The organism is Agromyces selenitireducens (genome assembly GCF_052748465.2).
Map to the genome: position 1 here is coordinate 2,137,917 of NZ_CM188259.1, position 26,968 is coordinate 2,164,884.

The window sequence follows — 26,968 nt, forward strand, 5'->3', positions numbered from 1 at the left end:
TCTCTGTCGTTCGTGGGCGCGCGGGGCGCGGGGTCATTCGCGTCCGAGGTCGCGATGCTTGACGCTGACCGCCAGTCCTGGGATCGACCGCAGCCGCGCGGCCAGCTCGCGGGCCATCGCGACGGAGCGGTGCTTTCCGCCGGTGCAGCCGATCGCGATGGTGGCGTGCGGCTTGTTCTCGCGCTGGTAGCCCGCGAGCACCGGCTCGAGCGCCGTGACGTAGGCGTCGAGGAAGCCGCGCGCGCCGTCCTGTTCGAGCACGTAGTCGCGCACGGCGACGTCTTCACCGGTGAGGTGCCGCAGGCGTTCGTCCCAGAACGGGTTGGGCAGGAAGCGCGCGTCGGCGACGAGGTCGGCATCGGCGGGCAGCCCGTACTTGAATCCGAAGCTCTGCACGGTCACGCGCAGTCCAGCCCGGCCCGCCTCGGCGAAGGTGTCGGTGACGAGGTTGGCGAGCTGGTGGATGTTGAGCTCGGACGTGTCGACGAGGATGTCGCTGGACTCGCGCACCTCGGCGAGCCGGGTGCGCTCGGCGGTGATCCCGTCGAGCAGCGTCCCGTCGCCCTGCAGCGGATGCGGCCGGCGCACCGATTCGAAGCGGCGGACGAGGACGGCATCGCTGGCGTCCAGGAACACCACGCGAACGTCGGCGTGCGTTCGGAGCGCGGCCAGGATCTCGCGCAGTTCCGAGAAGAAGTCGCCGCCCCGGATATCGACGACCGCGGCGATGCGCGGGAGCGACGTGCCTGCGCGCTCGGCGAGGTCGACGAGCGGACGGAGCATCTGCGGGGGAAGGTTGTCGACCACGTACCAGCCGAGGTCCTCGAGCGCATCGGCGACGGTCGATCGTCCGGCTCCGGACATCCCGGTGACGATGAGCATCTCCTGCCGTTCGCCGTCGGTCATGCGCGTCGCGGTCCCTTCCGTGCGTCGTTCCCCCGAAGCTCCAGCCTAGTCGGCCGAGTCGCCCTGCAGGCGCGAGCGCACGCTCGCCGCGAGCGCCGGGCCGATCCCGGGCACCTGCGCGATGGCCGCCTGGTCCGCGCTCCGCAGGCGCGCAACCGAGCCGAAGTGCGTCAGGAGTGCCTTGACCCGCGCTGGACCGAGACCGGGCACCTCGGAGAGGACGCTCGAGATGTCCCGCTTGCGGCGCTGGCGCTGGTGGGTGATGGCGAATCGGTGGGCCTCGTCGCGGATCCGCTGGAACAGGAACAGCGCGTCGCTGTTCCGCGGAAGGATCACGGGGAAATCGGAGTCCGGCGTCCAGATCTCCTCGAGGCGCTTCGCGATGCCGCACAGCGCGATGCCCTGCACTCCGGATTCCCGCAGCGCCCGCGCGGCGGCGGCCACCTGGGGCGGTCCGCCGTCGACCACGAGCAGGTTGGGCCGGTAGGCGAACTTCTTCCGACGACCGGATGCCGCGGCATCCGTCACCTCGTCACCGGGATCGCCTGCACCTCGAGCCGACATGTCGTCGGCGCCGTGGGCGGTCGCGTCGCCCGGCCGGTCGACGAGGTACGCGAGCCGCCGCGTGAGCACCTGGTGGATGGAGTCGGTGTCGTCGGTGGAGTTCGGGATCGTGAAGCGCCGGTACTCGTCCTTGCGGGGCAGGCCGTCCTCGAAGACGACCATCGACGCGACGATGTTGGTACCGCTCAGGTGCGACACGTCGAAGCACTCGATGCGCAGGGGCGCGTCGGCCATGTCGAGCGCCTCCTGGATGTCCTCCAGGGCGCGCGATCGCGCGGTGAAGTCGGCGCTGCGACGGGTCTTGTAGAGCATCAAGGTCTGCCGTGCGTTCTGCGTCGCCGTCTCGAGCAGGGCCGCCTTGTCGCCGCGCTGTGCCGCGCGCAGCCGCACCTTCCGGCCGCCGAGGTCGCCGAGCCAGGCGGCGAGGGCCTCGGCGTCGTCGGGCAGGGCAGGCACGACGACCTCGGACGGCGGCCGGATGTCGTCGCCGTACGCGTGCTGGACGACCGAGTCGACGAGGTCGCCGAGGCCCATGTCGAGTTCGGTGTCGACGGTCCAGGAGCGCTGTCCGCGGATCCTTCCGCCGCGCACGATGAAGAGGTGCACCGCGGCGGCGAGCTCGTCGTGGTCGATGCCGAAGACGTCGATGTCGACGTGGTCGCGGAGCACGACGGTGCTCTTCTCGAAGAACTGCTCCGCGGCCTGGAGCTGGTCGCGTCGCCGTGCGGCGGTCTCGTAGTCCTGCGCGGCGGCCGCCTCGCGCATCTGCTGCGTGAGGTCGGTGATGATGCGACGGTCCTGGTTCTGCATGAAGGCGACGAACCGCGCGACGTTGACGCGATGCTCCTCGATCGTGACCCTGCCCGAGCACGGCCCGAAGCAGCGGCCGATCTGCCCCGCGAAGCACGGCTTGCCGGTCTGCATCGCCCGCTTGTAGTCGCTGTCTTTGCAGGTGCGGATCGGGAACAGCTTGAGCATGAGGTCGAGCGTCTCGTTGACCGCCCAGACCTTGGGGTAGGGGCCGAAGTACCGTGCTCCGCGGATGCCGCGGCGCCGTGTGACGATCGCCCGGGGGGCCTCGTCGGCGAGCGTGACCGCGAGGTAGGGGTAGCTCTTGTCGTCACGGTACTTGACGTTGAACGGCGGGTCGAACTCCTTGATCCACGTGTACTCGAGCTGCAGCGCCTCGACGTCATTGCCGACGACCGTCCATTCGACGGATGCCGCGGTGGTGACCATTCGTCGCGTGCGCTCGTGGAGAGTGTGGAGCGGCGCGAAGTAGTTCGAGAGCCGGGCGCGCAGGTTCTTCGCCTTGCCGACGTAGAGCACCCGCCGGTCGGCGTCGCGGAACCGGTAGACGCCCGGTGCGGTCGGGATCTCCCCCGGCTTGGGCCGGTACGGGACGGTGCTTCGCATCGTCAACTGGCGGCGACGGCCGGTCCCGCCGCAGCCTCGATGACCTCGCGCAGGAAGTACCCGGTATGGCTGTCGTGGTTCTCGGCGACGTCCTCCGGAGTGCCGACGGCGACGACCTGCCCGCCGCCGGAGCCGCCCTCCGGTCCGAGGTCGACGATCCAGTCGGCGGACTTGATGACGTCGAGGCTGTGCTCGATGACGATCACCGTGTTGCCCTTGTCGACCAGCTTGCCGAGCACCTTGAGGAGCTTCCGCACGTCTTCGAAGTGGAGCCCAGTGGTCGGCTCGTCGAGGACGTAGACGCTTCGACCGTTCGAACGGCGTTGCAGCTCGGTCGCGAGCTTGACGCGCTGCGCCTCGCCTCCCGAGAGCGTCGTGGCGCTCTGGCCGAGCTGAACGTAGCCGAGCCCGACGTCGACGAGGGTCTTGAGGTAGCGGTGGATCGCGGAGATCGGCTCGAAGAACTCGGCGGCCTCGCTGATCGGCATCTCGAGCACCTCGGCGATGTTCTTGCCCTTGTAGTGCACCTGCAGGGTCTCGCGGTTGTAGCGCTTGCCCCCGCAGACCTCGCACGCGACGTAGACGTCGGGCAGGAAGTTCATCTCGATCTTGATCGTGCCGTCGCCCGCGCAGGCCTCGCAGCGACCGCCCTTGACGTTGAAGCTGAACCGCCCGGGCAGGTAACCGCGCGCCTTGGCCTCGGCGGTCTCGGAGAACAGGGTGCGGATCCGATCGAACACGCCCGTGTACGTGGCGGGGTTCGAGCGGGGCGTGCGGCCGATCGGCGCCTGGTCGACGTGCACGACCTTGTCGAGGTGGTCGAGTCCGGTGACGCGCCGATGCTTGCCGGGTACCTTGCGGGCGCCGTTCAGCCGGTTGGCGAGTACGCGGTACAGGATGTCGTTGACGAGCGAGGACTTGCCGGAGCCGCTCACGCCCGTGACGGCGGTGAGCGTGCCGAGCGGGAACGACACGTCGACGCCCCGGAGGTTGTTGGCCTGCGCACCCTCGACGGTGATCATCCGCTCCGGGTCGACGGGACGACGCCGTGCCGGGAGCGGGATCTCCTTGCGGCCGGAGAGGTAGTCGCCCGTGAGCGACTCGCGGTTCTTCACGAGGTCGGCATAGCTGCCGCTGTGCACGACGGTGCCGCCGTGGACGCCGGCGCCGGGGCCGATGTCGACGATCCAGTCGGCCGTGCGGATCGTGTCCTCGTCGTGCTCGACGACGATGAGCGTGTTGCCGAGGTCGCGGAGCGCCACGAGCGTGTCGATGAGCCTGCGGTTGTCGCGCTGGTGCAGGCCGATGCTGGGCTCGTCGAGCACGTAGAGCACGCCCGTCAGGCCGGAGCCGATCTGGGTGGCGAGGCGGATGCGCTGCGCCTCGCCGCCCGAGAGCGTGCCCGCGGCGCGCGCGAGGTCGAGGTAGCTGAGGCCGACGCGGATGAGGAAGTCGAGCCGGAGCTTGATCTCGCGGAGCACCTGCGCGGCGATCGCCTGCTCACGGTCGCTGAGCTCGAGACGGTCCATGAAGGAGCGCGCGTCGTGCAGGCTGAGCCGGCAGACGTCGGCGATCGAGGCGTCGTGGATGAGCACCGAGAGCACCTCGGGCTTGAGTCGGTCGCCGCGGCAGACCGGGCAGGGCACCTCGCGGAGGTACTCGGCCCAGCGGGCTCGCTGCACGTCGGTCTCGGCCTGGAGGTACTGGCGCTCGATGTACGGCACGACGCCCTCGAAACCGGAGGTGTAGCTCATCTCGCGGCCGTAGCGGTTGCGCCAGCGCACCTTGACCTCGAAGTTGTCGCCGCGAAGCACTGCGGCGCGCGCGTCGGCCGGGAGCTCGTCCCACGGTGTGTCGAGCGAGAACCCGAGGTCGCGGGCGAGGCCGTGCAGAAGCTTCTCGTAGTAGTTGTAGAGGCTCTTGCCCTGCGAGGTCCAGGGCAGGATGACGCCCTCGTTGATGCTGAGCGACGGGTCGCCGAGCAGTAGGTCCTCGTCGACGGACATGCGCGTGCCGAGGCCGGAGCACTCGGGGCAGGCGCCGAACGGTGCGTTGAACGAGAACGTGCGCGGCTCGATCTCGGTGAGCGCGATCGGGTGCTGGTTCGGGCAGCTCAGCTTCTCGGAGAAGGTCTGCCATGCGGCGTCGCCATCGCGATCGACGTAGTTGATCTGCACGACGCCGTCGGTCAGGCGGAGCGCGGTCTCGAGCGAGTCGGTGAGCCGGCCGAGCACCTCGTCGGATGCCACGAGGCGGTCGATCACGACCGAGATGTCGTGCTTGACCTGCTTCTTGAGTGTGGGCGGCTCGTCGAGCCGGATGACCTCGCCGTCGACGACCGCGCGCGAGTAGCCTTGGCCGGAGAGTTCGCGGAAGAGGTCGACGAACTCGCCCTTCTTCTGCGAGACCATCGGGCTGAGCACCTGGAACCGGGTGCCGGCAGGAAGTTCCATGAGCTGATCGGCGATCTGCTGCACGGTCTGGCGCTGGATGCGCTCACCGCACACCGGGCAGTGCGGCACGCCGATGCGCGCCCACAGCAGCCGCATGTAGTCGTAGATCTCGGTGATCGTGCCGACCGTCGAACGGGGGTTGCGGTTGGTCGACTTCTGGTCGATCGAGACCGCGGGGCTCAGCCCCTCGATGAAGTCGACATCGGGCCGGTCGACCTGGCCGAGGAACTGACGCGCGTACGCGGACAGCGATTCGACGTACCGGCGCTGCCCCTCGGCGAAGATCGTGTCGAACGCGAGCGAGGACTTGCCGGACCCCGACAGGCCCGTGAACACCACCATCGCGTCGCGCGGGATCTCGACGTCGACGTTGCGCAGGTTGTGGACGCGGGCACCGCGGACACTCAGGCGCGAATGGGCATCGAGACGTGAAACTGGCACCCTACGAGTGTACGAACGCCCTCTGACATGAACGCCGAGAGCGCACGCGCTGAGAGCGAACATACGTTCGACTTCGCCGGCCCCGGGCCCGGGCCCGACCGTGCGCCGGGTCGCTCGGCACTCGTTCAGCCGAGGTGGCCGGCCTTCTCCATCTGCCGCAGTTCGCGCTTGAGCTCGGAGACCTCGTCGCGCAGTCGGGCCGCGAGCTCGAACTTGAGCTCGCCCGCCGCCTCGAGCATCTGCTCATTCAGGTCGCGGATGAGGTCTTCGAGGTCGTTGGCGCCGGCCGCGGCGATACCCTCGCGCCGCATCGGGACGGGTGAGGTCTTCTTCGCGTCGCGGCCGCGCAGCAGCGCCGCCGTATCGGCCTCCTCGCGCGCGAGGACTTCGGTGATGTCGGCGATGCGCTTCCGCAGCGGCGTCGGGTCGATGCCGTTCACCCGGTTGTACTCGAGCTGCTTGTCGCGGCGGCGGTTGGTCTCCTCGATCGCGGACTGCATCGAGTCGGTCATGACGTCGGCGTACATGTGCACCTGGCCCGAGACGTTGCGTGCCGCGCGCCCGATGGTCTGGATGAGCGACGTCGACGAGCGGAGGAAGCCCTCCTTGTCGGCGTCGAGGATCGCCACGAGCGACACCTCTGGCAGGTCGAGTCCCTCGCGGAGCAGGTTGATGCCGACCAGGACGTCGTACACGCCTGCCCGGAGTTCGGTGAGCAGCTCGACGCGCCGAAGGGTGTCGACGTCGGAGTGGAGGTAACGGACGCGCACGCCCGCCTCGGTCAGGAAGTCGGTGAGCTCCTCGGCCATCCGCTTCGTGAGCGTGGTGACGAGCACGCGTTCGTCGCGCTCGGCACGGGCACGGATCTCCTCGAGCAGGTCGTCGATCTGGCCCTTCGTCGGCTTCACCACGATCTCGGGATCGACGAGGCCGGTCGGGCGGATGATCTGCTCGACCACCCCGTCGGCCACCCCCATCTCGTACTTGCCCGGGGTCGCCGAGAGGTAGACGCTCTGGCCGATGCGGTCCTTGAACTCGTCCCACTTCAGCGGGCGGTTGTCGAGCGCGCTGGGCAGCCGGAACCCGTGCTCGACGAGCGTGCGCTTGCGCGACGAGTCGCCCTCGTACATCGCCCCGATCTGCGGCACGGTGACGTGCGACTCGTCGATCACGACGAGGAAGTCGTCGGGGAAGTAGTCGAGCAGGCAGTGCGGGGGCTCACCCGCGGAGCGCCCGTCGATGTGCCGCGAGTAGTTCTCGATGCCCGAGCAGAAGCCGATCTGCTCCATCATCTCGAGGTCGAAGGTCGTGCGCATGCGCAGGCGCTGCGCCTCGAGCAGCTTGCCCTCGCGCTCGAGCTCCTGCAGCCGCTCGTCGAGTTCGTCGCGGATCGTGCCGATCGCCCGCTGCATCACGTCGGTGCTCGCGACGTAGTGCGAACCGGGGAACACGGGGACCGCATCGAGCTTCGCGAGGACCGAGCCCGTCAGCGGGTGCAGGCTGTACAGCGCCTCGATCTCGTCGCCGAACATCTCGATCCGGATCGCGTGCTCCTCGTAGACGGGGATGATCTCGATCGTGTCGCCGCGGACCCGGAACGTGCCGCGCGAGAAGTCGACGTCGTTGCGCTGGTACTGCATCGACACGAACTTGCGGATCAGCCAGTCGCGGTCGACTCGCTGACCGACCTGGAGGGGCATCATGGCGTTGAGGTACTGCTCGGGCGTGCCCAGGCCGTAGATGCACGACACCGTCGACACGACGACCACGTCGCGCCGGCTGAGGAGGGAGTTCGTCGTCGAGTGCCGCAGCCGCTCGACCTCGGCGTTGATCGACGAGTCCTTCTCGATGAAGGTGTCGGTCTGCGGCACGTAGGCCTCGGGCTGGTAGTAGTCGTAGTACGAGACGAAGTACTCGACCGCGTTGTTCGGCATCAGCTCGCGGAACTCGTTGGCGAGCTGGGCCGCGAGCGTCTTGTTGTGGGCGAGCACGAGCGTGGGTCGTTGCACCTGCTCGATGAGCCATGCGGTCGTCGCCGACTTGCCCGTGCCGGTCGCGCCGAGCAGCACGACGTCGGTCTCGCCGGCGTTGATGCGCGCCGCGAGGTCGGTGATCGCCTGCGGCTGGTCGCCGCTCGGCGAGTACTCGCTGACGACCTCGAACGGGCGCACGGAACGGGTCGACTGCATGGCTCCAAGTCTAGGTTCGGCCACCGACACCGATCCTGAGAGCGGATGCCGCAACCCGCGGCATCCGTCGACCGTCAGCGCTTCGCGCGCCGCGCCCGGTCGACGTCGACCCAGAGGGCGTCGGCCTGGCTCATCGTGTGGGCGAGGCTGCCGCCCGTGTCGATCACCACGTCGGCGAACGCACGGCGATCCTCGTCGCTGATCTGCGCATCGACCCGCGCCTCGGCGTGGAGCGGGTCGAGCCCGCGCTCCTCGACGAGGCGCTTGACCTGTGCACGCTTGGGCGCACTCGTGACGACGATCAGGTCGAACGGGTGGTCGACCTGCGCCTCGACCAGCAGCGGGACGTCGTAGACCACGACGGCGTCCGGGTCGTCCCGCTCGGCCTTGGCGATGAGCCGGCCCGAGAGCTCGCGCACCGCGGGGTGCACGATGCCGTTCAGGCGAGCCCGTGCGTCGTCGTCGTGGAACACGATGTCGCCGAGCCGCTGCCGATCGAGCGTGCCGTCGTGCCTGAGCACGTCGTCGCCGAACTCGGCGACGATGGCGTCGAGGCACGCGGAGCCGGGCTCGACCACACGACGAGCGAGCTGGTCGGCATCGAGGTGGATGGCGCCGTGCTCGACGAGCCGGCGGGCGACGGTGGATTTTCCGGAGGCGATTCCGCCGGTGAGGCCGATCAGGTACACACGACCAGCCTATTGGCTGTGCCACCCTCGTCCCGACCGACGCTCGAGGTCGTCGGGAGCGTGCCGCCCTCTATCATCGCCTTCGTCGCTCCGACGACGAGGTCGTCGCCGAGCCGATGCCGGACACGCCGACGGAGAACACCGGGACGCCGGAAGGCCGGCCCCCGAGGGGACCGGCCTTCCGTTCGGTTCGCCGTTCGAGCGGCGGACTCAGTTGCTCGAGAGCTTCTCGCGGAGCGCCGCGAGCGACGCGTCGTCTGCGAGGGTGCCGGCGCCGGCCGACTCGCTCACGAACGACGAGGTGCCCGACGAGAACGAGTCGTCCGAGGTCTGCGCCGCAAGCGAGGCCGCGACCTGCTTCTTGTGCGCCTCCCAGCGAGCCTGGGCGGCAGCGTACTCCTGCTCCCACTTCTCGCGCTGGGCCTCGAAGCCCTCGCGCCACTCGTTGGTCTCGGGGTCGAAGCCCTCGGGGTACTTGTAGTTGCCCTGCTCGTCGTACTCGGTGAGCATGCCGTAGAGCGCCGGGTCGAACTCGGTGCCCTCGGGGTCGACGCCCTCGTTGGCCTGCTTCAGCGACAGCGAGATGCGGCGACGCTCGAGGTCGATGTCGATGACCTTGACGAAGACCTCCTCGCCGACCGACACGACCTGCTCGGCCAGCTCGACGTGGCGGCCCGACAGCTCGGAGATGTGCACCAGGCCCTCGATGCCATCGGCCACGCGGACGAACGCACCGAACGGCACCAGCTTGGTGACCTTTCCGGGCGTGACCTGGCCGATGGCGTGCGTGCGGGCGAAGACCTGCCAGGGGTCCTCCTGCGTCGCCTTGAGCGACAGCGAGACGCGCTCGCGGTCGAGCTCGACGGAGAGCACCTCGACGGTGACCTCCTGGCCGACCTCGACGACCTCGCTGGCGTGCTCGATGTGCTTCCAGGAGAGCTCCGAGACGTGGACGAGACCGTCGACGCCACCGAGGTCGACGAACGCACCGAAGTTGACGATCGACGAGATGACGCCCTTGCGGATCTGGCCCGGGTGGAGGTTCTGCAGGAAGGTCGAGCGCGACTCCGACTGGGTCTGCTCGAGCAGCGCGCGACGCGAGAGCACCACGTTGTTGCGGTTCTTGTCGAGCTCGAGGATCTTCGCCTCGATCTCCTGGCCGAGGTACGGCGTGAGGTCGCGCACGCGGCGCAGCTCGATGAGCGAGGCGGGAAGGAAGCCGCGGAGGCCGATGTCGACGATGAGGCCGCCCTTGACGACCTCGATGACGGTTCCGGTGACGACCCCGTCGGTCTCCTTGATCTTCTCCACGTCGCCCCATGCGCGCTCGTACTGCGCACGCTTCTTCGACAGGATCAGGCGGCCTTCCTTGTCCTCCTTCTGGAGGACGAGGGCCTCGACGGTGTCGCCGACCTCGACGACCTCGCTGGGGTCGACATCGTGCTTGATGGAGAGCTCGCGCGAGGGGATGACGCCCTCGGTCTTGTAGCCGACGTCGAGGAGGACCTCGTCGCGGTCGATCTTCACGACGGTGCCCTCGATGAGGTCGCCGTCGTTGAAGAACTTCAAAGTCTTCTCGACCGCGGCGAGGAAATCGTCAGCAGACCCGATGTCGTTGATCGCGACCTGCTTGGGCGCCTTGGTCGTTGCGGTTGTCATGTAGTGGATGCTCCGTTAATGGACAGAATCGGGCCCGTCGCGGAATGAGCGTGTCGTTGGTGATCCGCGGCGGGCATGCGGACAGGGATGTCACACGAGTGACGCTTCATCCTATCCGCAACCTCCGCCGAGGGGCAACCGCGCAACTGCGCGGCCCTCGCGCGGCATCCGCTCCGCCGCCGAACCGTCCGTCGCCAAGTCCGCCCACGAGCGCTCAGGCGAGCAGCCCGCCCTTCAACGTGTCGAGCCCCACGCCGCCGAGCGCGAGCGCGCGCGAGTGGAACGAGCGGATGTCGAAGGCATCGCCCTCGCGCCGGTGCACCTCGTCGCGCAGCTGCTCCCAGATGCGCTGGCCGACCTTGTACGACGGCGCCTGCCCCGGCCAGCCCAGGTAGCGGTGCACTTCGAAGCGGACGAACTCGTCGGGCATGTTCACGTTGGCGCCCAGGAACTCGAACGCGTACTCCCCCGTCCATGCCCCGGTGCCGTCCGGCCGCAGCTTGCCCAGGTGCACGCCGATGTCGAGCACGACGCGCGCGGCGCGCATCCGCTGGCCGTCGAGCATGCCGAGGCGGTCGGCCGGGTCGTCGAGATAGCCGAGCTCCGCCATGAGCCGTTCGGCGTACAGCGCCCACCCCTCGGCGTGGCCGGACGTGCCGGCGAGTTGACGGCGCCAGGTGTTCAGCTGCCCGCGGTTCACCACCGCCTGGCCGATCTGCAGGTGGTGGCCGGGCACGCCCTCGTGGTAGACGGTCGTCTTCTCGCGCCAGGTGTCGAACTCGGTGACCCCCTCGGGCACCGACCACCACATGCGACCCGGCCTGGCGAAGTCGTCGCTCGGACCCGTGTAGTAGATGCCGCCCTCCTGCGTGGGCGCGATCAGGCACTCGAGCGTGCGGATCTCGTCGGGGATGTCGAACTGGGTCGCGCCGAGCTCGGCGACGGCCCGGTCGCTCGTGTCCTGCATCCACCGCCGGAGCGCTTCCGTGCCGACGAGCTTCCTGGACGGGTCCGACTCGAGGTGGGCGACGGCTTCGGCGACGGATGCCCCGGGGACGATCTGGCGCGCGACCGCCTCCTGCTCGGCGACCATCCGGGCGAGCTCCTCGATGCCCCACTCGTACGTCTCGTCGAGGTCGATGACGGCGCCGAGGAACCGGCGGGACTGCAGTGCGTACACGTCGCGCCCGACCGCGTCATCGCGTCCGGCGCGCGGGGCGAGCTCACCGTCGAGGAATTCGGCGAGACGCCCGTAGGCGGATGCCGCGCCGGCGGCGGCCGCATCGAGTTCGCGCTGCAGCGGCCCGGCGACCCGGGCGTCGCTCGAGGCGGCGCCCTCGACGAAGGCGGGGAAGAACCCGTCTGGGCGCGCGTGCCTCCGCGCCTGCTCGGCGACCTCGCGCACCTGGCGCACGGCGGGAACCACTCCCCGCTCGATTCCGACGCGCAGCGTCCGGACGTATCCGTCGACCGCGGCCGGGACCGCGCCGAGCCTCGCGGCGATGCGCTCCCAGTCGTCGGTGGAGCGCGTCGGCATGAGGTCGAACACCTCGCGGATCTCCTGCGCGGGGCTCGCGATCACGTTGAGGTCGCGGAGGGTCAGGTCTGCGCCATCCGCCTCGAGGTCGAGCTCGAGTTCGCTGCCGAGGTCGGCGACCGTGATGCGGTCGACGTCGTCGGTCGGCGTCGCGCTGCGCAGCTCGCCGAGGGTGGTCCGCGTCGCGTCGACCACGGCGGCGTGCCCCTCGGGCGAGTAGTCGGGCAGGCGGTGGTCGTCGCTCGTGCGCCCGATGTACGTGCCGACCACCGGGTTCAGCCGGACGATCTCGTCGACCCAGCGCTCGGCGATGCGGTCGACGTCGGTCTGGGTGCGCTCGGATGACATGGCAGCGAGCCTAGGCGAGCGCTCGACCGGCGTGCGAACCGGAGGCCCCCTCGGTTCCGGGCTTGCCGTCAGTGCGCGGCATCCTCCCAGTCGCGGCCGCGGCCGACCGAGACGTCGAGCGGCACGAGCAGGTCGGCGGCTCGCGACATGCGGTCGTGCACGAGGGCCTCGACGTCGTCTCCCTCGCCCGCCGCGACCTCGAAGATGAGCTCGTCGTGCACCTGCATGAGCATGCGCGACCGGAGCTCGCGCGCCTGCAGCTCGCGCTCGACGCCGATCATCGCGAACTTCATGATGTCGGCGGCCGAACCCTGGATCGGCGCGTTGAGCGCCGCCCGCTCGGCGTTCTCGCGCAGCACCCGGTTGGGGCTGTTGAGGTCGGGGAACGGGCGGCGACGGCCGAAGATCGTCTCGGTGTAGCCGTCGACCTTGGCCTGGGCGACGACCCCGCGCAGGTAGTCGCGAACCGCGCCGAACCGCTCGAAGTAGTCCTTCATGAGCTGCGTCGCCTCGGCTCGGTCGATGCGCAGCTGCTTCGACAGGCCGAAGGCGCTGAGCCCGTAGGCGAGCCCGTAGGACATCGCCTTGACCTTCGTGCGCATGACCGGCGTGACGTCACCCGGGTCGACGTCGAAGATGCGTGCACCGACGAACCTGTGCAGGTCCTCGCCGGAGTGGAAGGCCTCGATGAGGCCCGGATCCTGCGAGAGGTGCGCCATGATGCGCATCTCGATCTGCGAGTAGTCGGCCGTGAGCAGTTCGGCGTAATCGGAGCCGTGCGTGAAGGCGGCACGGATGCGACGGCCCTCTTCGGTGCGGACCGGGATGTTCTGCAGGTTCGGATCGGTCGACGAGATGCGGCCCGTCGTGGTGCCCACCTGCACGTAGCTCGTGTGCACGCGCCCGTCGGACTGGATCGACTTGTCGAGCGTCTCGACGATCTGGCGGAGCTTGGTCGCGTCACGATGCTCGAGGAGCAGCCCGAGGAACGGATGCGGATTCGACTCCTGCAGGTCGGCGAGCGCGCCCGCGTCGGTCGAGTATCCGGTCTTCGTGGCACGAGTCTTCGGCATGCCGAGCTGGTCGAACAGCACCTCCTGCAGCTGCTTCGGCGAGCCCAGGTTGACCTCGCGGCCGATCTCGGCGTAGGCGGCCTGCGCGAGCGAGGCGGCCCGCTCGCCCAGCTGCGCCGACAGCTCGGCCAGCTTCTCGTGCTCGACGGTGACGCCGCGGAGCTCCATCTCGGCGAGGATCCCGACGACGGGGATCTCGATGTCGGCGAGCACGCGCCGCGAACCCTCGGACAGTGCCCCGAGCACGACCGGCGCGACCCGCAGCGAGTACCACGCGAACTCGGGGGCGCCGGCGGTCGAGTCGGCGTCGGGCACGAGCTGCGACGGGTCGGCCATGGGGATCGTCTCGCGAAGGTAGCGCGAGACGAGGTCGGCGAGGTCCTTCTCGGCAAGGCTCGGTCGGACGAGCCAGCCGGCGACGAGCGTGTCGACGACGAGCCCGTCGAACGCGAGACCGGAACGGCGGAGGGCCTTCAGCTGCGGCTTCGCATCGGTCATGATCTTCGGCGCATCGCTCGCGAGCCAGGCCTCGAACGGGGCCAGGTCGACCTGGCCGGCGGTCCACGCCAGGTGCAGGGACTCGGCCGCGGTGGCGACGCCGGCGCCGATCACCCGGCCATCGAGCACCTCGAGGCTGAGCCCGAGACCCGCGGGCTCGGACGCCGTCGCCCGCGCGAGCCAGTCCTGGAGCTCGGTCCCCCTCGGCGACTGGGGCACCGGGGCAGCCGCGGCCCGCTCGGTCTCGGCCGCCAGGGCGGCCGTTCCGTCGGCCGCCACTCCGTTCCCTTCGCTCGCCATCTTCACGACGCGCTCGAGCAGGGTCTTGAACTCGAGGCGGTCGAACAGCTCGCGGACCGCCGCCTCGTCCATGGGCCTTGCCTCGAGATCGTCGATCTCGACGTCGAGCTCGAGGTCGCAGACGAGCCGGTTGAGCCTGCGGTTGCGGACGGCGTTCTCGCGCTCGCGCCTGAGGTTGTCGCCGACGACGCCCTTGATCTCGTCGATGTGCTCGAGGATGCCGTCGAGGCTGCCGTACAACCCGAGCCACTTCACGGCGGTCTTCTCGCCGACCTTCGTGATGCCGGGGAGGTTGTCGCTCGTCTCGCCGACGAGCGCCGCGACGTCTGGGTACTGCTCGGGGCGCACGCCGTACCGCTCGACCACCGCGTCGGCGTCGTAGCGCTTCAGCTGCGAGACGCCCTGGACGTTCGGGTAGAGCAGGGTGACGTCGTCGTCGACGAGCTGGATGGTGTCGCGGTCGCCCGAGACGACGAGCACGTCGTAGCCCTCGGCCTTGCCGCGCGTGGCGAGCGTGGCCAGGATGTCGTCGGCCTCGTAGTCCTCCTTCTCGAGCACCGTGATCCGCATGGCGCGCAGCGCCTCCTTCAGGAGGCCGATCTGGCCCTTGAACTCGGAGGGCGTCTCGCTGCGGTTCGCCTTGTACTCCGTGTACTCGCGCGTGCGGAACGACTGCCGCGACGTGTCGAACGCCACCGCAAGGTGCGTGGGCTTCTCGTTGCGCAGGAGCATGAGCAGCATCGACAGGAAGCCGTGGATGGCGTTCGTGTGCTGGCCGTCGCGGGTGCTGAAGCTGTCGACGGGCAACGCGTAGAACGCGCGGTAGGCGAGCGAGTGTCCGTCGACGACGAGCAGGGTGGGCTTCACGGGGGTGGGGTCCGACACCCCCCAAGACTACAAGCGGGCACCGACACCCCCGGCCGTCGCCCGCCCCCGTCGAGCCGTCCCTGCGCGGGCGCCGGGGCAGCGGATGCCGCGGGCCTCAGCCCTTCCCGCCGTCGCGTGCCGCATCGAGCAGGATGCGCCGCTCCGCGGTCGCGATCACGCGTCTCGTGCGGTCCGCGGCATCCGGGTTGATCGAGATCGAGTCGATGCCGTATCGCACGAGATGCTCGGCGAACGCCGGGTCGTTCGACGGACGTTGCCCGCAGAGCGACGACGTGATCCCCGCTGCGTGGCACGCCGTGATGATCCGCTCGATGGCGTCGAGCACGGCCGCGTCGGACTCGTCGAAGAGCTCGGCGCAGATCTCCGAGTCGCGGTCGACCCCGAGCATGAGTTGCGTGAGGTCGTTCGAGCCGATCGAGACCCCGTCGATGCCCATCGCGGCATACTCCGGGATCCGGTAGGCGATCGACGGCACCTCGGCCATGACCCACCGCTTCAGGCCGCGCTGGCGGCCCAGCGGGCTCGCGTCGATCAGCTCGAGGCACGCCTCGAGCTCCCATCGCGTGCGGACGAACGGCAGCATCACGTGCAGGTTCGGCGTCTCCTCCCGGACCCGGGCGAGCACCTCGAGCTCGAGCGCGAACAGCTCGGGCTCCTTCACGTACCGGTAGGCGCCGCGGTAGCCGATCATCGGGTTGCTCTCCTGCGGCTCGAACCGGTCGCCGCCCTCCAGGCCCCGGAACTCGTTGCTTCGGAAGTCGATCGTGCGGTACACGACGGGCCGGTCGCCGAACGCGCGCGTGACCTCGAGCAGCGACCCGCTCATGCGCTCGGCGAACTCGTCGCGCTGCCCGCGAGCGAGCATCTCGCGCGGGTGCAGCCCGCCCAGCGCGTCGGTGATCATGAACTCGGCGCGCAGCAGCCCGACGCCGTCGACGTCCTGCGCCGCGACGTCGGCCGCACGCTCGGCGATCGCGAGGTTCACGTACAGGCGGGTCGCGAGCGCTTCCGGGGCCGCCGGCGCAGCGACGGCCGTTGCGAGACCGGGCGACGCCGTCGTGCCCGGAACGGATGCCGCGGGATCCGCCCCCTCGATGACCTCGCCCTTCGCCCCGTCGACCGTGACCAGCTCGTCGTCGCGCAACGCGGTCGTCGCGGTGCGCGCCCCGACGATCGCGGGCACGCCCAGCTCGCGCGCCACGATGGCGGCGTGGCAGGTCATGCCGCCGCCGTCGGTGACGACCGCCGCGGCGCGGCGCATCGTGGGCACCCAGTCGGGGTTCGTCATGGGCGCCACGAGGATCTCACCGGACTGCAGGCGACCGCCCTCCGACGGGCTCTGGAGGATGCGCACCCGCCCGGACACGCGTCCCGGTGCGGCGGCCAGGCCGCGCAGCAGCACGGTGCCCGCGGGCGGCCCGCCGGCGGGCGCCTCCCCCTCGGCCGCGAGCGGCCCGCCGCCGAGCGTGGTGACCGGGCGGGACTGCAGCATCCACAGCCGCCCGCCCGAGTACGCCCACTCGGTGTCCTGCGGTTCGCCGTAGTGCTCCTCGACCTGCAGACCCAGCGAGGCGACCGCGAGCACCTCGTCGTCGGTCAGCACCCGCGCGTCGGCGCGCCGCGGATCGAGGTCCTCGCGCTCGACGGTCCCCCCGTCGCCGGGCACGAGCGCGTGGGACTGGCGGCCGACGCGCACCGAGATCAGGCGCGGGCCGTCCTTGGCGACGATATAGGTGTCGGGCTCGACGGCGCCGGAGACGACGACCTCGCCGAGCCCCAGGGCGGCCTCGATGACCAGCCGGTCCCGCGCGCCTGTGGACGGGTCGATCGTGAACATGACCCCGGACCGGTCCGAGGCGACCTGCGTCTGGACCACCACGGCGAGCACGGGCTCCTCGTCCATCCGCTGGCTCGCGCGGTACGAGATGACCCGGTCGCCGTACAGCGACGCCCAGCATTCCCGCACCCGCCGGAGCACGGCGTCGTCGCCCACGACGTTGTTGTAGGTGTCGTGCATGCCCGCGAAGGAGGTCCCCGCGGCGTCCTCCGATGTCGCCGACGAACGCACGGCGACCGCGGCGCCCTCCCCCAGACGGTGGTACTCGGCCAGGATGGCGTCCCGCACGTCGTCGGGGATCGGGATGCCGCGCACCGTCTCGCGCAGCGCGGCGGCGGTGCGCGCCAGCGCATCGGGGTCATCGGCGGCCGCGGCCGCGGCGCGGAAGTCGGCGAGCAGCCCGGCGCGGACGCCCGCGTGCTCGACGGCCTCGAGATAGGCGGACGCCGTGATCACGAACCCGGGCGGGATGGGCAGCCCGGCGGAGGTCATCTCACCGAGGTTCGCACCCTTCCCTCCGACGGATGCCGCGTCGCCGAGGCGGACCTCCTCGAAGCGGCTGACCAGTGTGGAACGTGCGTCGCCGAACATGCGGCCTCCCTGCCCTCGTCGGTCACCGGACCGACGGGTCCGGCGGACCCATCGTTCCACGGCGCGGGGCGCGGGGGGCGGGACGCAAGTCCCGGCGTTCGGAGGCTACTTCTTGGGCGCGAGCTGCTCGATGATCGCCTGGGAGACGTCCTTCATCGTCAGGCGCCGGTCCATCGACGCCTTCTGGATCCAGCGGAACGCCTCGGGCTCGGTGAGGCCCATCTTCTCGTTGAGCAGGCCCTTGGCGCGGTCGACGAGCTTCCGGGTCTCGAACCGCTCGACGAGGTCGCCGACCTCGGCCTCGAGCGCGATGATCTGGGCGTGCCGGGCCAGCGCGATCTCGATCGCGGGCAGGAGGTCGTTCGGCGTGAAGGGCTTCACCACGTAAGCCAGCGCACCGGCCTCGGTCGCGCGCTCGACGAGCTCCTTCTGGCTGAACGCCGTGAGGAGCACGACCGGGGCGATGTGGCCCTTCGAGAGCCGCTCCGCCGCGGAGATGCCGTCGAGCTGCGGCATCTTCACGTCCATGATGACGAGGTCGGGTCGGAGCTCGGTCGCGAGCGCGACCGCCGTCTCGCCGTCTCCGGCCTCGCCGACGACCTCGAAGCCGTTGTCGCGCAGGATCTCGACGATGTCGAGGCGGATGAGTGACTCATCCTCCGCCACGACGACGCGGCGCGGCGCGGTCGACTGGGTCTCTTCGGTGTCTGTCACGCAGGAAAGCCTACGGTATTCTGGCCGGGGCCTTGCGGCCGGTGTGGCGGAATGGCAGACGCGGAGCACTCAAAATGCTTTGCCCGAGAGGGCGTGTGGGTTCGACCCCCACCACCGGCACCGTGGGGACGAACGGTCCCGCGGGCGTCAGCCCGCATCCTGCTCGATCCGGATGACGAGGCAGCCCGCTTCGGCGTCCCACCTCGAGGGCGTCCCGAGCGCCGCGCAGCGCCGCGCCATCTCCGCCGCGATCGCGTCGGCGTCCCGGTCCGCGAGCCGAACCGCGAAGTGCCCGATCCCAGTCGGATGCAGCCTCAGCTCGACCGGCGTCGCACCATCCGTTCGAAGCATGAACACGAACGAGCGGTCGTTCCGCTCGACCGGGTCGACCGCGTAGTCGTCGACGAAGTCGCCGGCGGAGTAGAGCACCGGGCGCCCTCGGACGACCTCGATGCCGCGCGGGATGTGCGGCGAATGGCCGAACACGACGTCCGCTCCGGCCTGGACGAGGGCCCGCGCGAAAGCCCGGTGCGACCGCGGGACGTCGACGCCCCAGTTGCCGCCCCAGTGCGCCGAGACGATGAGGAGGTCGACGGCGTCCCGCTCGCGCGCGACCGCGCGCAGCAGCGCCGCGGCCCGGCGGTCGAACGGGTCCACGGGGACGTGGAGCACCCCGGGCGTTTGCCGCCCCGCCGCCCAGTCCGGTTCGTTGTCGGTGAACGCGAGCATCCCGATCCTCACGCCGCTGCGTGAGACCATGGCGAGCCGCCCGGCCGCGTCGATGTCCTCGCCCGCACCGGCGAACCGGATGCCGTGGCGCGCCAACGTCGCCAGCGACGACAGCGCGGCGTCGACGCCGAAGTCGAGCACGTGGTTGTTCGCCACCGAGACGAGGCCGAACCCCGCCGTCTCGAGGGCGGCGACCGCGCCGGCGGGGTCCGCGCGGAAGTGGAACGCCTTGCCCGGCCACGGGCGACCGCCGGCCGCGAGCACGAACTCGAGGTTGCCGACGAGCAGGTCGGCCCGCCGCAGCAGCGGCAGCGTGTCGCCCCACGGGTACTCCGACGGGCGCCGGCGCAACTCGTCCGCGACGAGGCGCCCGAGCATCACGTCACCGACGAATGCGATCTCCATTTGGGCTGGACCGGGGCCGCATGGCTCGCGACCTTCTCACGGCCATCCTGCCGCGGTGGCGGGGCGGACGCCACCATCCGCCGAGCAGCGCGCGAGGCCCGGCCGTCGATCGGACGGCCGGGCCTCGTGCACGAGCGGTCAGAGCACCTCGCCGACGACGTGCACGCGCACGTCGTTGGTGGTGCCGGGGATTCCGGGAGGCGAGCCCGAGATGATGACGACCTTCTCGCCGGCGTCCGCCTTGCCGGTCTTCGCGAGGACCTCGTCGACCTGTCCGACCATCTGGTCGGTGTGGGTGACCCGCTCGACGACGAACGACTCGACGCCCCAGTTGAGCGCCATGCGGCGACGGATGGCGGGATAGGGGGTGAAGGCGAGGATCGGGATGTTCGAGCGAAGTCGCGTCATCCGTCGCACCGACTCGCCCGACTCGGTGAAGACGCACAGGTACTTGGCCTCGACGAAGTCGGCCACCTCGACCGCCGCGAGCGTGATCGCGCCGGCCTGGGTGCGCGGCTTCGTGCCGAGCGGCGGGATGCGCTCGAGTCCGTGCTTCTCGGTCGACTCGATGATGCGCGCCATGGTCTTCACGGTCTGCACCGGGTACTCGCCGACGCTCGTCTCGCCCGAGAGCATGACCGCGTCCGCGCCGTCGAGGATCGCGTTCGCCACGTCCGAGGTCTCGGCCCGGGTCGGCACCGGCGAGTGGGTCATCGACTCGAGCATCTGCGTCGCGACGATGACGGGCTTCGCGAGGCGACGGGCGATCTCGATCGCGCGCTTCTGCACGATCGGCACCGCCTCGAGGGGCAGCTCGACGCCGAGGTCGCCGCGGGCGACCATGATTCCGTCGAACGACTCGACGATCCCCTCGAGCGCGTCGACGGCCTGCGGCTTCTCGATCTTCGCGATGACGGGGAGGCGGCGGCCCTCCTCCGACATGATCTCGTGCACGCGGTCGATGTCGGTGGCGTTGCGGACGAACGACAGCGCGATGAGGTCGGCGCCCAGCTTGAGCGCCCAGCGGAGGTCGGCCTCGTCCTTCTCGGACAGCGCGGGCACGTTGACGGCGACGCCGGGGAGGTTGATGCCCTTGTTGTTCGAGACCGGCCCGGCCACGACGACCTTGGTCGTCACGACGGTGCCGTCGCTCTCGAGCACCTCGACGCGGACCTTGCCGTCGTCGATGAGGAGGTGGTCGCCGGTCTCGACGTCGTGGGGCAACCCCTTGAACGTGGTGCCGACGATATCCTTGGTGCCGACGATCTCTTCCGTCGTGATCTTGAAGATGTCGCCCTCGGCGAGCTCGTGGGGTCCGTCGGCGAACTTGCCCAGGCGGATCTTCGGGCCTTGGAGGTCGACGAGCACGGCGACCGCGCGGCCCGAGTCGTTCGCGGCCTTGCGCACGTTCTGGTAGACGCCCTCGTGCACGTCGTAGCTGCCGTGGCTGAGGTTCATCCGGGCGACGTCGATGCCCGCGTCGATGATCGCGCGGATCTGCTCGTAGCTGGATGTTGCCGGCCCGAGCGTGGCGACGATCTTCGCTCTTCTCATGTGGTGTCTGCTCCAGGGGTTGTGCGCGGGAAGCGCTGGTACGGACTCGTCAGGCGCCGGACGGCGCCGGGTCAGATGGCGAAGGCTCGCGCCGTCGCGGGGATGGGGCTCGGCAGCTGCGTCTCACCCTCAAGGTAGCGGTCGACGGATGCCGCCGCAGCCCGTCCCTCGGCGATCGCCCACACGATGAGCGACTGCCCGCGGCCCGCATCGCCGGCGATGAACACGCCCGGCTCCGCGGTGGCGTAGTCGGCGCCGCGTTCGAAGTTGCCGCGGTCGGTGGCCTGCAGTCCGAGCTGCTCGTTCGCGGCATCCGTCTCGGGGCCGGTGAAGCCGAGCGCGAGGAGCACGAGGTCGGCGGGGATCTCACGCTCGGTGCCCGCCTTGGGCACGCGGCGGCCGTCGAGGTACTCGGTCTCGGCGACGCGGATGGCGCGCACCTCGCCGGCGTCGTTCGCGAGGAACTCGACCGTCGAGGCGAGGTACTGGCGCTGGCCGCCCTCCTCGTGGGCGCTCTGCATCTCGAACAGCGTCGGGTGCATCGGCCACGGCTGCTCGGCCGGGCGCGTGGAGCTCGGCTGCTTGCCGATCGCGAGATTGGTGACCGAGAGCGCGCCCTGCCGGTGCGCCGTCCCGATGCAGTCGGCTCCGGTGTCGCCGCCGCCGAGCACGACGACGTGCTTCCCCTCCGCGGTGATCTGGTCGAAGACGTCCTCGCCCGCGACGCGGCGGTTCGCCTGCGTGAGGTACTCCATCGCGAAGTGGACGCCGGGCAGGTCGCGACCGGGGATGGGGAGATCCCGCGGCACGAGCGCGCCCGTGGCGACCACGACGGCGTCGTAGCGGCGGCGGAGCTCGTCCCACGACAGGTCGACGCCGATCTCGACGCCCGCGCGGAAGCGCGTGCCCTCGGCGGTCATCTGCGCGAGGCGCGCATCGAGGTGCTTCTTCTCCATCTTGAAGTCGGGGATGCCGTAGCGGAGCAGGCCGCCGATGCGGTCGTCGCGTTCGTACACCGCGACCGTGTGGCCGGCGCGCGTGAGCTGCTGTGCGGCGGCGAGTCCCGCGGGACCCGACCCGACCACGGCCACCGTCTTGCCGGTGAGGCGGCCGGGCGGCTGCGGCTGCACCCAGCCGTTGCCGAACGCCTGGTCGATGATCGAGACCTCGACCTGCTTGATCGTCACCGCCGGCTGGTTGATCGCCAGCACGCACGAGGACTCGCACGGCGCCGGGCACAGCCGACCGGTGAACTCGGGGAAGTTGTTCGTCGCGTGCAGGCGCTCGCTCGCCGCGCGGCCCTCGCCGCGCCACATCAGGTCGTTCCACTCGGGGATCAGGTTGCCGAGCGGACACCCCTGATGGCAGAACGGGATGCCGCAGTCCATGCACCGACCGGCCTGGCGGCGGAGCTGGGCGGGGTCGCCCTGCTCGTACACCTCTTTCCAGTCCATGATGCGCACCGGAACGGGCCGCCGCTTGGGCAGCTCGCGCTCGGTGACCTTCAGAAAGCCCTTCGGGTCAGCCACCCGTCACCTCCAGGATTCGCGTCCATACGACGTCGCCGTCGGGGTCCAACCCCTCGTCGACCGCCGCCTGGCGGGTGCGGAGGACCGCGGCGTAGTCGCGCGGCAGCACCTTGGTGAAGCGGTCGAACGCGGTGGCCCCCTCGGCGAGGAGGTTCGCGGCGACCGCGGAATCGGTGTGCTCGAGGTGCTGCTCGAGCAGGTCGCGGACGATCTCGTGGTCGGCGCTGCCCAACGGGTGCAGCTCGAGCTCGCCCGTGGTGAGCGCCTCCCGGTTCACGCGCGACTCGGCGAGGTCGAGCACGTAGGCGGTGCCGCCCGACATGCCCGCGCCGAGGTTGCGCCCCGTACCGCCGAGGATCAGGGCGAGGCCGCCCGTCATGTACTCGAGCGCGTGGTCGCCCACGCCCTCGACGACCGCGGTCGCGCCCGAGTTGCGGACGAGGAACCGCTCGCCCACGATGCCGCGGATGAACATGCTCCCCTGGGTGGCGCCGTACCCGATCACGTTGCCGGCGATGACGTTGCGCTCGGCGACGAACCCGGCCTCGCGCGACGGGCGCACGATGACCTGGCCGCCCGAGAGCCCCTTGCCGACGTAGTCGTTCGAGTCGCCCTCGAGCCGCAGGGTGATTCCGCTCGGGAGGAAGGCGCCGAACGACTGCCCGGCCGAGCCGGTCAGCGTGACGTCGATCGAACCGGTCGGCAGGCCCTGCGCGCCGTGGCGCACGGTCACCTCGTGACCGAGCATGGTGCCGACGGCGCGCTCGGTGTTCCTGATCGGCAGCGCGATCTCGACGCGACCGCCCTGCTCGAGCACGAGCGCGCTGCGGCGGATGAGCTCGTTGTCGAAGTGCTCGTCGAGCTCGTGGTCCTGGCTGCGGCTGTTGCGGCGCGGTTCGGATCCGGCGAAGTCCGGGCCGACGAGCACGGGCGTGAGGTCGAGGCCCGACGCCTTCCAGTGCGCGACCGCGCGGTCGGTGTCGAGCAGCTCGCGCCGGCCGATCACCTCGTCGAGCGAACGGTACCCGAGCTCGGCGAGGTACTCCCGCACCTCCTGGGCGATGAACTCGAAGAAGTTCACGACGAACTCCGGCTTGCCCGTGAAGCGCTTGCGGAGCTCGGGGTTCTGCGTCGCGACGCCGACCGGGCAGGTGTCGAGGTGGCATACGCGCATCATGACGCAGCCCTCGACGATGAGCGGTGCGGTGGCGAAGCCGAACTCCTCCGCGCCGAGCAGCGCGCCGATGACGACGTCGCGACCGGTCTTGAGCTGCCCGTCGACCTGCACGACCACGCGGTCGCGCATGCCGTTCAGCATGAGCGTCTGCTGCGTTTCGGCGAGGCCGAGCTCCCACGGCGTGCCCGCGTGCTTGAGGGAGTTCAGCGGGCTCGCGCCCGTGCCGCCGTCGTGTCCGGAGACGAGGATGACGTCCGCCAGGGCCTTCGCAGTGCCGGCCGCGACCGCGCCGATGCCCGACTGGCTGACCAGCTTGACGTGCACGCGCGCCTTCGGGTTCGCGCGCTTGAGGTCGAAGATCAACTGCTTGAGGTCTTCGATCGAGTAGATGTCGTGATGCGGCGGCGGCGAGATCAGTCCGACGCCGGCGGTCGCGTGCCGCGTACGAGCGACCCACGGGTAGACCTTCGTGGGCGGCAGCTGCCCGCCCTCGCCCGGCTTGGCGCCCTGGGCGAGCTTGATCTGGATGTCGTCGGCGTGCGTGAGGTACATGCTCGTGACCCCGAAGCGACCGGATGCCACCTGCTTGATCGCGCTGCGACGTTCCGGGTCGAGCAGCCGGTCGAGGTCCTCGCCGCCTTCGCCCGTGTTCGACTTGGCGCCGAGCCGGTTCATGGCGATCGCGAGGGTCTCGTGCGCCTCCTTCGAGATCGAGCCGTAGCTCATCGCACCCGTGGAGAAGCGCTTCACGATCGACTCGACCGGTTCGACCTCGTCGATCGGCACGGGCGGCCGTACGCCGGTGCGGAGCGCGAACATGCCGCGCAGGGTCATGAGCTGCTCGGCCTGCGAATCGACCATGTGCGTGTACTCGCGGAACACGTCGTATCGCCGGTTGCGCGTGGAGTGCTGCAGGCGGAACACCGTCTCGGGGTTGAACAGGTGCGGCGAGCCGTCGCGACGCCACTGGTACTCGCCGCCGGTCAGCAGGCGCTCGTGCGCCCGCACCGCGGCATCCGCCGGATAGGCCACCTGGTGGCGGGCGAGGTTCTCGCGCGCGACCACGTCGATGCCGACGCCGCCGAGCTTCGAGGTGGTGCCGGTGAAGTACTCGTCGATGAGCTCCTGCGAGAGCCCGACCGCCTCGAACGCCTGCGCACCCGCGTACGACGAGATGGTGGAGATGCCCATCTTCGACATGATCTTGAGCACGCCCTTGCCGAGTGCGGTGATCACGTTCCTCACGGCCTGCTCGGGGGTCACGCCCGCGAGCACTCCCGAGCGCACGAGATCCTCGCAGGTCTCCATGGCGAGGTACGGGTTCACGGCCGACGCGCCGTAGCCGACGAGGAGCGCGACGTGGTGCACCTCGCGCACGTCGCCGGCCTCGACGACGAGGCCGACCTTCATGCGCGTCTCGGACCGGATGAGGTGGTGGTGCACGGCGGACAGCATGAGCAGCGATGGGATCGGCGCGAGATCCTTCGTGGAGTCGCGGTCGCTCAGCACGATGAACGACGCACCCTCGTCGATGGCCTCGTCGACCTCGCGGTAGAGCTCCTCGAGCCTCGTGCGCAGGCCGTCCGGCCCCTCGTCGACGCGGTAGAGGCCGCGAAGCGTCCGCGTGGCACGAGCGCCCGAGGGCGCGGTCATGTGCACGATCTTCGCCAGCTGGTCGTTGTCGATCACCGGGAAGTCGAGCGAGACCTGGCGGGCGTGCTCAGCGCCCGCGGAGAGCAGGTTGCGCTCGGGGCCGAGCGACGTCGAGAGCGACGTGACGACCTGCTCGCGGATGGAGTCGAGCGGCGGGTTGGTGACCTGTGCGAACTGCTGGGTGAAGTAGTCGAACAGCAGGCGCGGACGCTCCGAGAGCACCGCGATCGGGGTGTCGGATCCCATGGCGCCGAGCGGCTCCTGGCCGGTCTTCGCCATCGGCGTGAGGAGGATCTTCACCTCCTCCTCGGTGTACCCGAACGTCCGCTGGCGTCGGTTGACGGATGCCGGCGGGTGCACGATGTGCTCGCGCTCGGGCAGGTCGGCGAGACGGATGCGGCCCTCGTCGAGCCACTCCCCCCAGGGTGCGGATGCCGCGAGCTCGGACTTGATCTCGTCGTCCTCGATGAGGCGGCCGGCCTCGGTGTCGACGAGGAACATGCGGCCGGGCTGCAGGCGCCCCTTGCGGACGATGCGCTTCTGCGGCAGGTCGAGCACGCCGATCTCGCTGGCGAGCACGACGAGGCCGTCGTCGGTCACGAGGTAGCGCCCGGGACGCAGGCCGTTGCGGTCGAGGGTGGCGCCCACCAGGGTGCCGTCGGTGAACACGATCGCGGCGGGGCCGTCCCACGGTTCCATGAGCATCGAGTGGTACTCGTAGAACGCACGGCGGGCCGGATCGATCTCGGCCTGCTTCTCCCACGCTTCGGGCACCATCATCATGACGGCATGCGGCAGGCTGCGTCCTGCGAGCGTGAGCAGCTCGACGACCTCGTCGAACGAGGCCGAGTCGCTCGCCCCGGGCGTGACGATGGGCAGCAGCGGGTCGAGCTCGCCGAGCACGTCGGAGTCGAGCTGCGACTGGCGCGCCCGCATCCAGTTGCGATTGCCCTGGATCGTGTTGATCTCGCCGTTGTGCGCGATCATGCGGAACGGCTGCGCGAGCGGCCACGACGGGAACGTGTTCGTCGAGTATCGCGAGTGCACGAGTGCGAGCTTCGAGGTGAAGCGCTCGTCGGAGAGGTCGGGATAGAAGGGCTCGAGCTGGAGCGTCGTGACCATGCCCTTGTAGACGAGGGTGCGGCTCGACAGCGAGGCGAAGTACAGCTCGAGCTCGCGCTCGGCGCGCTTGCGCAGGCGGAAGGTGAGCCGGTCGAGGGCGATCCCGGCGAGGTGCTCGCCCTCCGCAGTGTTCGCGGCGCTGCGCACGTAGAGCTGCTGCACGACGGGCATGGCGGCGCGCGCGAGCGTGCCGAGCTCATCGGGGCGCACGGGAACCTCGCGCCATCCGAGGACCTCGACGCCCTCGGCCGCCGCGATGCGCTGCAACCGCTGTTTGACGGTCGAACGCGCGGTGGGGTCGACGGGCAGGAACGCGTTGCCGACGGCGTAGGCACCGGCCGGCGGGAGCGGGAAGTCGACGACCTCGCGCAGGAACGCATCGGGCACCTGGGTGATGATGCCCGCGCCGTCGCCGGTGCCCGCGTCGGAGCCGACCGCGCCGCGGTGCTCGAGGTTGCGCAGGCTGTCGAGCGCCGCCTGGATGATGTCGTGCCCGGCGGTGCCGCGCAGCGTCGCCACCATGGCGAGCCCGCAGGCGTCCTTCTCGGCGGCCGGGTCGTACATGCCCTGAGCGGGCGGTGTCAGACCGAACCGGGAGTGGGGAGGGGGAAGCGACACGTTGGACCGTCCTCGGTATCTCGTTGGCAGCGGGGACGACGTCGGCCCACGGAGGGAGGTGTCACGGCGCTAGGTGCG

The 26,968-nt window shown here is 70.2% G+C and carries 14 protein-coding genes and 1 tRNA gene; 1 reads left to right on the forward strand and 14 read right to left on the reverse strand.

All coding sequences use genetic code 11. The features are described 5' to 3' along the window. Positions 1–33: 33 nt before the first annotated feature. The 10 genes from rapZ to ACULK4_RS10005 all read right to left on the reverse strand — a co-directional run bounded on the left by rapZ (position 34) and on the right by ACULK4_RS10005 (position 18,103). Entirely contained in the window at positions 34–906 is an 873-nt protein-coding gene (gene rapZ, locus ACULK4_RS09960; protein ID WP_445964272.1) for an RNase adapter RapZ, read from the reverse strand. A 45-nt stretch (positions 907–951) separates the two neighbouring features. Further along, the gene (gene uvrC / locus ACULK4_RS09965) at positions 952–2,886 is read right to left on the reverse strand and encodes an excinuclease ABC subunit UvrC (protein ID WP_445964273.1); all 1,935 of its coding nucleotides are present in this window, start codon (positions 2,884–2,886) and stop codon (positions 952–954) included. Between the two features lie 2 nt (positions 2,887–2,888). Beyond that, entirely contained in the window at positions 2,889–5,843 is a 2,955-nt protein-coding gene (gene uvrA / locus ACULK4_RS09970; protein WP_445964274.1) for an excinuclease ABC subunit UvrA, read from the reverse strand. A 62-nt stretch (positions 5,844–5,905) separates the two neighbouring features. Then, complete coding sequence (uvrB, locus tag ACULK4_RS09975) at positions 5,906–7,969, reverse strand: excinuclease ABC subunit UvrB (RefSeq protein ID WP_445964275.1); 2,064 nt, start codon at positions 7,967–7,969, stop codon at positions 5,906–5,908. A gap of 74 nt (positions 7,970–8,043) precedes the next feature. Then, on the reverse strand, positions 8,044–8,658 hold the full coding sequence (gene coaE / locus ACULK4_RS09980) for a dephospho-CoA kinase (protein WP_445964276.1): 615 nt from the start codon (positions 8,656–8,658) through the stop codon (positions 8,044–8,046). A gap of 210 nt (positions 8,659–8,868) precedes the next feature. Further along, positions 8,869–10,317 (reverse strand): 30S ribosomal protein S1, encoded by a 1,449-nt coding sequence (gene rpsA / locus ACULK4_RS09985; protein ID WP_445964277.1) that lies wholly within the window; start codon positions 10,315–10,317, stop codon positions 8,869–8,871. A gap of 214 nt (positions 10,318–10,531) precedes the next feature. Continuing rightward, the gene (locus ACULK4_RS09990; protein WP_445964278.1) at positions 10,532–12,202 is read right to left on the reverse strand and encodes a DUF885 domain-containing protein; all 1,671 of its coding nucleotides are present in this window, start codon (positions 12,200–12,202) and stop codon (positions 10,532–10,534) included. Positions 12,203–12,270: 68 nt separating this feature from the next. Further along, positions 12,271–14,958, reverse strand: a complete 2,688-nt coding sequence (gene polA, locus ACULK4_RS09995) for a DNA polymerase I (protein ID WP_445964279.1) — start codon at positions 14,956–14,958, stop codon at positions 12,271–12,273. 97 nt (positions 14,959–15,055) lie between these two features. Next, the gene (gene ppsA / locus ACULK4_RS10000; protein WP_445964280.1) at positions 15,056–17,389 is read right to left on the reverse strand and encodes a phosphoenolpyruvate synthase; all 2,334 of its coding nucleotides are present in this window, start codon (positions 17,387–17,389) and stop codon (positions 15,056–15,058) included. Positions 17,390–17,494: 105 nt separating this feature from the next. After that, a complete protein-coding gene (locus tag ACULK4_RS10005) occupies positions 17,495–18,103 on the reverse strand; it encodes an ANTAR domain-containing response regulator (protein WP_445964281.1) in 609 nt (202 codons plus the stop codon). Between the two features lie 37 nt (positions 18,104–18,140). Between ACULK4_RS10005 and ACULK4_RS10010 the strand changes: the two genes are divergently transcribed. Then, positions 18,141–18,223 (forward strand) — tRNA-Leu (locus ACULK4_RS10010). A gap of 27 nt (positions 18,224–18,250) precedes the next feature. Here ACULK4_RS10010 and ACULK4_RS10015 read toward each other — a convergent pair. From ACULK4_RS10015 to gltB, 4 genes are all read right to left on the reverse strand, one after another. Beyond that, complete coding sequence (locus tag ACULK4_RS10015) at positions 18,251–19,237, reverse strand: CapA family protein (RefSeq protein ID WP_445964282.1); 987 nt, start codon at positions 19,235–19,237, stop codon at positions 18,251–18,253. Positions 19,238–19,375: 138 nt separating this feature from the next. Further along, positions 19,376–20,791: a pyruvate kinase gene (gene pyk / locus ACULK4_RS10020; protein ID WP_445964283.1), complete on the reverse strand. Its 1,416-nt coding sequence runs from the start codon at positions 20,789–20,791 to the stop codon at positions 19,376–19,378. Between the two features lie 71 nt (positions 20,792–20,862). After that, complete coding sequence (locus ACULK4_RS10025) at positions 20,863–22,320, reverse strand: glutamate synthase subunit beta (protein WP_445964284.1); 1,458 nt, start codon at positions 22,318–22,320, stop codon at positions 20,863–20,865. Beyond that, positions 22,313–26,836 carry a glutamate synthase large subunit gene (gene gltB, locus ACULK4_RS10030; RefSeq protein ID WP_445964285.1) on the reverse strand — a complete coding sequence of 1,508 codons (4,524 nt, stop codon included), beginning with the start codon at positions 26,834–26,836 and terminating at the stop codon, positions 22,313–22,315. Before gltB ends, ACULK4_RS10025 begins: the two co-directional genes overlap by 8 nt. Between the last annotated feature and the right edge of the window lie 132 nt (positions 26,837–26,968).

Excerpts from the sequence above, each read along its gene's own strand:
- rapZ (WP_445964272.1), bottom strand. The coding sequence starts at position 906 with ATGACCGACGGCGAACGGCAGGAGATGCTCATCGTCACCGGGATGTCC.
- uvrC (WP_445964273.1), bottom strand. The coding sequence starts at position 2,886 with ATGCGAAGCACCGTCCCGTACCGGCCCAAGCCGGGGGAGATCCCGACC.
- uvrA (WP_445964274.1), bottom strand. The coding sequence starts at position 5,843 with ATGTTCGCTCTCAGCGCGTGCGCTCTCGGCGTTCATGTCAGAGGGCGT.
- uvrB (WP_445964275.1), bottom strand. The coding sequence starts at position 7,969 with ATGCAGTCGACCCGTTCCGTGCGCCCGTTCGAGGTCGTCAGCGAGTAC.
- rpsA (WP_445964277.1), bottom strand. The coding sequence starts at position 10,317 with ATGACAACCGCAACGACCAAGGCGCCCAAGCAGGTCGCGATCAACGAC.
- ACULK4_RS09990 (WP_445964278.1), bottom strand. The coding sequence starts at position 12,202 with ATGTCATCCGAGCGCACCCAGACCGACGTCGACCGCATCGCCGAGCGC.
- ppsA (WP_445964280.1), bottom strand. The coding sequence starts at position 17,389 with ATGTTCGGCGACGCACGTTCCACACTGGTCAGCCGCTTCGAGGAGGTC.
- ACULK4_RS10015 (WP_445964282.1), bottom strand. The coding sequence starts at position 19,237 with ATGGAGATCGCATTCGTCGGTGACGTGATGCTCGGGCGCCTCGTCGCG.
- pyk (WP_445964283.1), bottom strand. The coding sequence starts at position 20,791 with ATGAGAAGAGCGAAGATCGTCGCCACGCTCGGGCCGGCAACATCCAGC.
- gltB (WP_445964285.1), bottom strand. The coding sequence starts at position 26,836 with ATGTACGACCCGGCCGCCGAGAAGGACGCCTGCGGGCTCGCCATGGTG.